At 58.7% G+C, this 820-nt stretch carries 2 protein-coding genes; both read left to right on the forward strand.

Annotated elements, in window-relative coordinates:
* A partial coding sequence (locus CSC62_RS17330; RefSeq protein ID WP_137474271.1) for a phage minor tail protein L occupies nucleotides 1-276 on the forward strand: 276 nt, incomplete at its 5' end.
* Nucleotides 277-281: 5 nt separating this feature from the next.
* On the forward strand, nucleotides 282-820 hold a 539-nt coding region (locus CSC62_RS17335), incomplete at its 3' end, for a C40 family peptidase (protein ID WP_162407896.1).

The following is an 820-nucleotide window of genomic DNA, read 5'->3' on the forward strand; positions in this document are numbered from 1 at the left end:
GAACTGAGCGCGGTGAGTGCCTCCTTTGTACTGTCCACGCCGACGGAAACGGATGGCGCTGTTTTTCCGGGACGTATCATGCTGGCCAACACCTGCACCTGGACCTATCGCGGTGACGAGTGCGGTTATAGCGGTCCGGCTGTCGCGGATGAATATGACCAGCCAACGTCCGATATCACGAAGGATAAATGCAGCAAATGCCTGAGCGGTTGTAAGTTCCGCAATAACGTCGGCAACTTTGGCGGCTTCCTTTCCATTAACAAACTTTCGCAGTAAATCCCATGACACAGACAGAATCAGCGATTCTGGCGCACGCCCGGCGATGTGCGCCAGCGGAGTCGTGCGGCTTCGTGGTAAGCACGCCGGAGGGGGAAAGATATTTCCCCTGCGTGAATATCTCCGGTGAGCCGGAGGCGTATTTCCGTATGTCGCCGGAAGACTGGCTGCAGGCAGAAATGCAGGGTGAGATTGTGGCGCTGGTCCACAGCCACCCCGGTGGTCTGCCCTGGCTGAGTGAGGCCGACCGGCGGCTGCAGGTGCAGAGTGATTTGCCGTGGTGGCTGGTCTGCCGGGGGACGATTCATAAGTTCCGCTGTGTGCCGCATCTCACCGGGCGGCGCTTTGAGCACGGTGTGACGGACTGTTACACACTGTTCCGGGATGCTTATCATCTGGCGGGGATTGAGATGCCGGGCTGTCATCGTGAGGATGACTGGTGGCGTAACGGCCAGAATCTCTATCTGGATAATCTGGAGGCGACGGGGCTGTATCAGGTGCCGTTGTCAGCGGCACAGCCGGGCGATGTGCTGCTGTGCTGTTT

The sequence above is a fragment of the Pseudoxanthomonas jiangsuensis genome (genome assembly GCF_010093185.1).
In the GTDB taxonomy this organism is placed as follows: domain Bacteria; phylum Pseudomonadota; class Gammaproteobacteria; order Xanthomonadales; family Xanthomonadaceae; genus Pseudoxanthomonas; species Pseudoxanthomonas jiangsuensis.